This is a genomic window from Pseudomonas fluorescens (assembly GCF_000967965.1).
GTDB lineage: Bacteria > Pseudomonadota > Gammaproteobacteria > Pseudomonadales > Pseudomonadaceae > Aquipseudomonas > Aquipseudomonas grandcourensis.
On record NZ_LACC01000004.1, the window covers coordinates 126878 to 133393 of the forward strand.

General features: G+C 60.7%; 7 protein-coding genes and 2 pseudogenes. 3 read left to right on the forward strand and 6 right to left on the reverse strand.

Annotation, left to right across the window (positions count from 1 at the left end; genetic code table 11):
• Positions 1-7: 7 nt before the first annotated feature.
• Entirely contained in the window at positions 8-637 is a 630-nt protein-coding gene (locus tag VC35_RS02970) for a hypothetical protein (protein ID WP_046037672.1), read from the reverse strand.
• 235 nt (positions 638-872) lie between these two features.
• Between VC35_RS02970 and VC35_RS02975 the strand changes: the two genes are divergently transcribed.
• Positions 873-2078 (forward strand): MFS transporter, encoded by a 1206-nt coding sequence (locus VC35_RS02975; RefSeq protein ID WP_046037673.1) that lies wholly within the window; start codon positions 873-875, stop codon positions 2076-2078.
• Between the two features lie 92 nt (positions 2079-2170).
• Here VC35_RS02975 and VC35_RS02980 read toward each other — a convergent pair whose 3' ends face one another.
• Together VC35_RS02980 and VC35_RS28540 are read right to left on the reverse strand one after the other, a co-directional pair.
• Positions 2171-2575 (reverse strand): type II toxin-antitoxin system HicB family antitoxin, encoded by a 405-nt coding sequence (locus VC35_RS02980; RefSeq protein ID WP_007983297.1) that lies wholly within the window; start codon positions 2573-2575, stop codon positions 2171-2173.
• Positions 2575-2787: a type II toxin-antitoxin system HicA family toxin gene (locus tag VC35_RS28540; protein WP_080925240.1), complete on the reverse strand. Its 213-nt coding sequence runs from the start codon at positions 2785-2787 to the stop codon at positions 2575-2577. Before VC35_RS28540 ends, VC35_RS02980 begins: the two co-directional genes overlap by 1 nt.
• Positions 2788-3024: 237 nt before the next feature.
• On the opposite strand from VC35_RS28540, the gene VC35_RS02985 reads away from it, so the two are divergent.
• Positions 3025-3744, forward strand: coding sequence for an SDR family oxidoreductase (locus VC35_RS02985; protein ID WP_046037765.1), 720 nt, complete (start codon positions 3025-3027; stop codon positions 3742-3744).
• 149 nt (positions 3745-3893) lie between these two features.
• The gene (locus VC35_RS02990; RefSeq protein WP_046037674.1) at positions 3894-4775 is read left to right on the forward strand and encodes a LysR family transcriptional regulator; all 882 of its coding nucleotides are present in this window, start codon (positions 3894-3896) and stop codon (positions 4773-4775) included.
• Between the two features lie 138 nt (positions 4776-4913).
• Here VC35_RS02990 and VC35_RS30270 read toward each other — a convergent pair.
• The 3 genes and pseudogenes from VC35_RS30270 to VC35_RS28550 all read right to left on the reverse strand — a co-directional run.
• A pseudogene (locus VC35_RS30270) lies at positions 4914-5055 on the reverse strand (phosphonate metabolism protein PhnP); the annotation flags it as partial.
• Complete coding sequence (phnN, locus tag VC35_RS02995; RefSeq protein WP_046037766.1) at positions 5046-5612, reverse strand: phosphonate metabolism protein/1,5-bisphosphokinase (PRPP-forming) PhnN; 567 nt, start codon at positions 5610-5612, stop codon at positions 5046-5048. The gene phnN and the pseudogene VC35_RS30270, both read right to left, overlap by 10 nt.
• Positions 5612-6207: pseudogene (locus VC35_RS28550) on the reverse strand (amidohydrolase family protein); the annotation flags it as partial. The gene phnN and the pseudogene VC35_RS28550, both read right to left, overlap by 1 nt.
• Between the last annotated feature and the right edge of the window lie 309 nt (positions 6208-6516).

Consider the following 6516-nt stretch of genomic DNA (forward strand, 5'->3'; position numbering starts at 1 on the left):
GCAAAGACTACATCGGTGGCGTCACGCCATCCTTGCCCGCCGAGATGGATTGAGCCGTGAGCGTGCCGTCAGCACCCTGGGTCACAAAGGTCACGATCTTCACGCCCACCTTCAACAGGCTGCGATCGGCCGGTATCAGGTTGACGATAGGTACGTCTTCGGGCACCAGGATCTTCTGTTGGCCGCCCTTGTAGTTGACGGTCAGCACCCGCCCATTGCTCACCACCAGGTCGCCGACGCTGCCGTTGGTCATGCTGCTGCCCTTGACCAGGTCAAACGGCCGATGACCATCGCCACTGCCGGCCAACTCCGGCGGGAATACATGGACCTCCAGGGCCTTGAGGGTGCCATCCTCCTGGGGAATAGCGGCGCTGCCGATGTAGCTACCGGGCTTGATGTCTTCGATGTTGGCCAGGGTCACGGCGCGGACCTTGGTGTCCTTGGTCAGGTTGATCACCACGTTGTCGCCGCTGTTGGCGTGGACTTTCAAAATGTCCGGACTGACGCCAGTAATCTCGCCACGCACCCCGATGCGCGTGCCCGGCGCATCCTCGGCCTGGACCAGGCCAACGCTGAAGACGCTGATCAAGGTAGCGACACAAGCGCGGCGAATCAGCTGACGAAACTTCATATTCATGGGACGGCCCTCCGGTGGCAAGACAGGAAGAGAGAACATAAGCACGCTATCGAACAAGATGTAAGTGAATGTATCATTCACCTGCATAGTTCTGACGCAAGGCTCTTCGACGGACGACACACGCGTTCGTCAGTCATTCCGCAATGGAATGATTGCTATCACTCCAATCCCACTTCCGCCGTTTCAGTCAGCCCATTAGCCTGCGCGCATTCCTTTCCGTATAGCGAGACCCGTTATGAACCCAGCGACCCAGGTGTCCCACGGCACCGCGACAATGACCCGAGGCATGGTGCTGCTGTTCGCCTTCTGTTGCGGCGCGATTGTCGCCAACATCTACTACGCCCAGCCGATCATCGGCCTGATCGCCCCGGACATCGGCCTGACCAACTCCATGGCCAGCCTGATCGTTTCCCTGACCCAGATCGGCTATGCGCTGGGGCTGTTTTTCCTGGTGCCGCTGGGGGATCTGCTGGAGAACCGTCGGCTGATGATCATCACCACCCTGGTGGCAATAGTCAGCCTGCTGGGCGCCGCGCTCACCGATCAGCCGAACGTGTTTTTGCTGATTTCGCTGTTGGTGGGGTTCAGTTCGGTTTCAGTGCAAATCCTGATTCCGTTGGCCGCGCACCTGGCGCCGGAAGAAACCCGCGGCCGTGTGGTGGGTGGGATCATGGGCGGTTTGTTGCTCGGCATTCTGCTGGCCAGGCCGGTGTCCAGCGTGGTGGCCGACCACTTCGGCTGGCGGGCGATGTTCATGATTGCCGCGGTGTTGATGGCAGCCATCAGCATCGTGCTGGCCGTGACCATTCCCAAGCGTGAACCTGATCACAGCGCGTCCTATGGCCAATTGCTGGGCTCACTGTGGACGCTGTTGCGCAAACAACCGGTCCTGCGCCAGCGGGCGTTTTACCAGGGCTGCATGTTTGCCACCTTCAGCCTGTTCTGGACCGCCGTACCACTGGAACTGGCGCGCAATCACGGTTTGTCGCAAAGCGAGATCGCGATTTTTGCCCTGGTGGGCGCCATCGGCGCCATCGCCGCACCCATCGCCGGGCGCCTGGCCGACTCAGGCCACACCCGCATCGCGTCGTTACTGGCCCTGCTGTTCGCCAGCCTGAGTTTCATGCCGGCGTTTATCCATCCGGCCTACAGCGTCATCGGCCTGGCGGTAACCGGCGTGGTGCTCGACTTCTGTGTGCAGATGAACATGGTCCTCGGCCAGCGCGCGGTCTACGCCCTCGACGGCAAAAGCCGCAGCCGCCTGAATGCGCTGTACATGACCAGCATATTCATCGGCGGCGCCTTCGGCTCTTCGGTGGCCAGCGCGGTGTACGAACACGGCGGCTGGTTGTGGATCGTGATCGTCGGCAGCGCGTTTCCGCTGTTGGCGTTGTTGCGGTTCTTGAGTGTTTCGCAGAAGGCTGCGCTGGCGACGGCGTAAGCTTTAAAGCTTCGCGAGCAGGCTTGCTCCCACAAGGTTTGCAAGCAACCTGTGGGAGCGAGCCTGCTCGCGAATGCCTGCAGCGCCCCGATTTATTGCCGAACCAGCTTCTCCATCGCCGCATCCGCCAGAAAGGAGGAGCGGCTTTTGACGTTGTGTTCGCGCACATAGCGGTCGATACGCTGGATCACATAGCCGGGCAGCGTGACATTGACCTTCTCGGTCTTGCCCATGTACGGCGAGATGTCCAGTTCCAGCATGCCCCAGCCCATGTCGGCGAACTCGGGATTGCCACGGTGCAGCGCCGCTGAAGTCGGCATCGGAATGGTATCGCCGTCTGCTGCCATCTCCTGCAGCATGATGTGGGCAATTTCGACGGCTGCGTTGTAAGCCTCTTCAAAGGTATCCCCGGCGGTCACCGCACCTGGAATATCGGGGATCTGGATACCGATGGCGGTGTTCTCGTCGCCCCATTCGATACAGATTGGATATTGCATTATGGATCTCCTGCGTAACTGGCTGGCGGGCAGTAAAGCCCGGCTCGCCGCCTGATGCTCTTGACCGTCCCGATCGGTAAATCCTTTTTTGGATGAGGGACGGGAACGGTGTACGGGTTGTAAGGGTGCGTGAAGATATGATGACTGCCAGTGACCCGGTCCAGGGTCCAACCCGCTTCCACCAACTCCTTGATCAATAGCCTGCTCTGCACCACCAGCCTCCTTGCTTGGCAAAAACAAAAATAACCCTAGAGTTATCTTTACTCAAGCACAAAAACCCGAAGAGCGACGCCTGGTTGTTTTACAGAGTGTGATGAAAGCCCCTGATGAAAGCCCTGCCTTTCCCGATTACACTCAACGCCCAGAGCCTGAAGCGATGCTGGATGCGATTCGCGGCTGCCCCGTTCAATTGCCGCCCGGCCGGCGGCATGCCCTTACAAGGAGTTGCCATGACCCGACGTACCTTTCTCATCACCGGCGCCAGCAAAGGCATTGGCCGGGCGGTGGCCGAGCACCTGGACCGGGCCGGTCATCGTGTGGTGGGCATCGCCCGCAAACCCGACCTGACGTTCCCGGGCATTCTGTTTCCGCTGGACCTGAGCGACCGAAAGCTGACCCGAGAAGTGCTGGAGGAGTTGGCCAGGGTGTACGAGTTCGATGGATTGGTGAACAACGTCGGTCTGGTGCGTCCGCAAGCCCTTGGCGAAATCGATCTGGATACCTTTGACGACGTAATGCGGGTCAATCTGCATTCGGCCTTGCAGGCCACCCAGGCGCTGTTGCCGAACATGCGCGCCAAGGGTTGGGGCCGGGTGGTCAACATCTCCAGCCTGACGGTACTCGGGATTGCCCAGCGCACGGCGTATGCGGCGGCCAAGGCTGCGCTGGTCAGCTTCACCCGCTCGTGGGCGCTGGAGTTGGCACAAAGTGGTATCACGGTAAACGCCGTGGCGCCGGGGCCGACCGAAACCGAACTGTTCCGCGCCAACAATCCACCGGGCAGCGAAGGTGAAGCGCGGTATCTGGCCAGCGTACCGATGGGCCGCCTTGGACAGCCACAGGAAATCGCCTCGGCGATAACGTTTCTGTTGTCGGAGCAGAGCGGGTTCATCACCGGGCAGACGCTGTTTGTCGATGGTGGTGCTTCGGTGGGTAAAGCCGCGTTTTGACTGTCGCCATATACCCCTTGTAGGAGCGAGCCTGCTCGCGATAGCGCTTTAACATTCAACATTGATGCTGACTGTCATGCCGTCATCGCGAGCAGGCTCGCTCCTACAAGGGACTTTCGACACTTCCGGATTTTGCACAAGGACCCTCAATGGACCGTCTCGGCGCAATGGAAACCTTCGTCTACGTGGTGGAAACCGGTTCGTTTTCCGCCGCCGCCCGGCGCCTGAAAATCGGCCAGCCGGCCGTGTCGAAAACCATCGCGCAACTCGAATCGCGGTTGGCGGTGCGGCTGTTGCTGCGTTCGACCCGGGGCCTGACGCCCACCGAGGCCGGGCTGGCCTTTTTCGAACGGGCCAAGCGCGCCATCGAAGAAGCCGACGAGGCCGATAACGCCGCACGGGGTTCCGCCGGCGGGCTGAGTGGCAACCTGCGCATCTGCGCGCCTGTCACCTTCGGCCGGCTGCACATCGTTCCGCACCTGGGCCCCTTCCTGGAGCAAAACCCGGCGCTGGACATCGACCTGATGCTCGATGATCGCAACGTCAACCTGGTGGAAGAAGGCGTCGATATCGCCCTGCGCCTGGGCGTGTTGAGCGACTCGAGGCTGACCGCGCGCAAGATCGCCGAATGCCGGCGCATGGTACTGGGCACACCGGCCTACTTTGAAAAACACGGCGAGCCCACCTGCCCCGCCGACCTGAGCAAACATCAGGCCATCCTCTACACCCTCGGTAGCGCCGCCAATTGGCAGTTCAACAAGGCCGGCGAGGAGCAATCGGTGAACATCAGCGGCCGGATCCGCGTCAATGCCGCCGAAGGCCTTCGTGAAGCCGTGCTGGCCCATCAAGGGCTGACCATGGCCTCGCAATGGATGTTCGCACCGGAACTGGCCGACGGTTCGGTCCGGGAAGTGATGAAGGACTGGGCACTGCCGAACCTGGATCTGTGGGCAGTGTTCCCCACAGGGAGAATGGCCAGCGCCAAGGCTCGGGCGTTTGTGGAGTATGTGCTGGGGTTGTTGATGAAGTAAGTTTGACAGCCCGTCAATCAAGATCAAAAGATCGCTACAACACACACCCATCAAACCCGACCCTGACATTCGCCGGCAATTCACCCCGATATTCCATCAACCAGGCATCCAGGGTATGCCCGACATGGGTCAATACCGCCGACTTCGGCTGCAACTCATCAATGCACTGCAGGGCCGATCAACCAGCGCTGATCGTGGCGGGCCGCATCGTAGCCACGCACTCATAGCCATAGACCGGCACTTGCCGGGCATCACCGGTGCCCAGCAACGTCAGGCGCATGGGGCTTGCTCGTCAATGCAGGCCAGCAAACGTTCGACCGTAACCTCCAGCGGCCCGGAGTTGTCGAGCAGGTGCACGGCCGGATCTTCAGCCAACAGCCGCTCGTTGAATCGGGCATTGCGCGCCAAGCGCTGATCGATCTCGATCAGCGACTCACGCCCGCGCTCCAGCAGTCGTTGACGCAGCACCGCCTGGTCCACTGTCAGCAACAGCACCAATGCCTTCGGATAGCGCAGGCGAGTGTTCTGCAAATGCCCCCGCGAGCCATTGACCAGCACGTCGTGCCCGGCGGCCAGCCAGTCGTCGATTTCCCGCGGAATGCCATAGGACAGGCCATTGGCGTGCCAGCTCAGGGCAAACGCGCCTTCTGCCTCCATTTCGGCAAACTGCTGCGGGCTGACACCGAGTGCCGCCTCGCCCACGGCTTCCGCCGAACGGGTGATGACCCGCCGCACGATACGGCAGCCGCGTTCTGCCAACTGCTCTCGCGCCGCATCCAGCAGGCTGTCCTTGCCCGAACCTGAAGGCCCGATGAGATAGATCAACCTGCCCGCCATCAAAACACCCTCTTCGCTTGTCGCCATACTTGCTGGACCTTCGGTAAACCGCTTCGGCCAAACAGATCCGCTCACTCTGTACCGCCAGCTCGAACGCCGATGCAGCAGGCTCGCAGGGAAGTCGTCGCTGGACAGAATATTCAGCAAACCTTCGCCGGCGAGATCTGCGACGGCCACGCTACCCGAGTGCGGCCGCCCGCGCACGATGTTCGGTGCGCTTATCAACACATTCATTCCGTGCTCCCGGTAACCAAATTTGGCCTCGACGGTGGCCAGGAACTCGGCGATGGTCATGCCGTAGCGCGCCGACTCCTCGATGTGGGTAACGGTCGCTGTACGTGCGCGAGTTGGCCATTTGCAGCGTGATGAATTCATCCATCTGCGTCGTGGTCAGGTGGTACGTGCTCATGTAGTACTCACGGTACTTGGATTCCAGTACGAACTGGCGCTGACCCGGCGAGTGGTCCATCACCGACACCAATTGCACCAGCGGGCTCTCCACCAGATCGCGGAACACGCTGAAGATGTCCGGGTGGCACAGCACGCAGTGCAGGTGCAGGCGGAGTTCGGCTCGGGTCAGTCTGGCGTCGGAGGCTGTGGGAGCGTGGCTTGCCCGCGATGGCTATGTGTTGGTAGATGTGTTTTTTACTGGTGTACATGTCCATTGCTGTGGTCACGGCCACTTACGGTTCCGCCCTTACGGCGGGTCACTTTCGAAAAGCCGGAGTGTCGGCCCAGGCGAAAGTAACCAAATGCTTTGCCCCTGACGTTCGGCCTCTCGAGGGGGCAAGAAGATCAAAAGCCAAAGCAAAAGCGGGTTGAGGGCTTTTCCTCAACCATAGAATCTCCCACAGAAGAGCAAAGGCAGAGCGGCGTACACCCACGCTCCTCACCACTCAACAGG

Bases quoted from the DNA above. Each gene is read 5' to 3' on its own strand.
- VC35_RS02975 (WP_046037673.1), top strand. From the start codon at position 873: ATGAACCCAGCGACCCAGGTGTCCCACGGCACCGCGACAATGACCCGA.
- VC35_RS02990 (WP_046037674.1), top strand. From the start codon at position 3,894: ATGGACCGTCTCGGCGCAATGGAAACCTTCGTCTACGTGGTGGAAACC.
- VC35_RS02985 (WP_046037765.1), top strand. From the start codon at position 3,025: ATGACCCGACGTACCTTTCTCATCACCGGCGCCAGCAAAGGCATTGGC.
- VC35_RS02980 (WP_007983297.1), bottom strand. From the start codon at position 2,575: ATGCAATATCCAATCTGTATCGAATGGGGCGACGAGAACACCGCCATC.
- phnN (WP_046037766.1), bottom strand. From the start codon at position 5,612: ATGGCGGGCAGGTTGATCTATCTCATCGGGCCTTCAGGTTCGGGCAAG.
- VC35_RS02970 (WP_046037672.1), bottom strand. From the start codon at position 637: ATGAATATGAAGTTTCGTCAGCTGATTCGCCGCGCTTGTGTCGCTACC.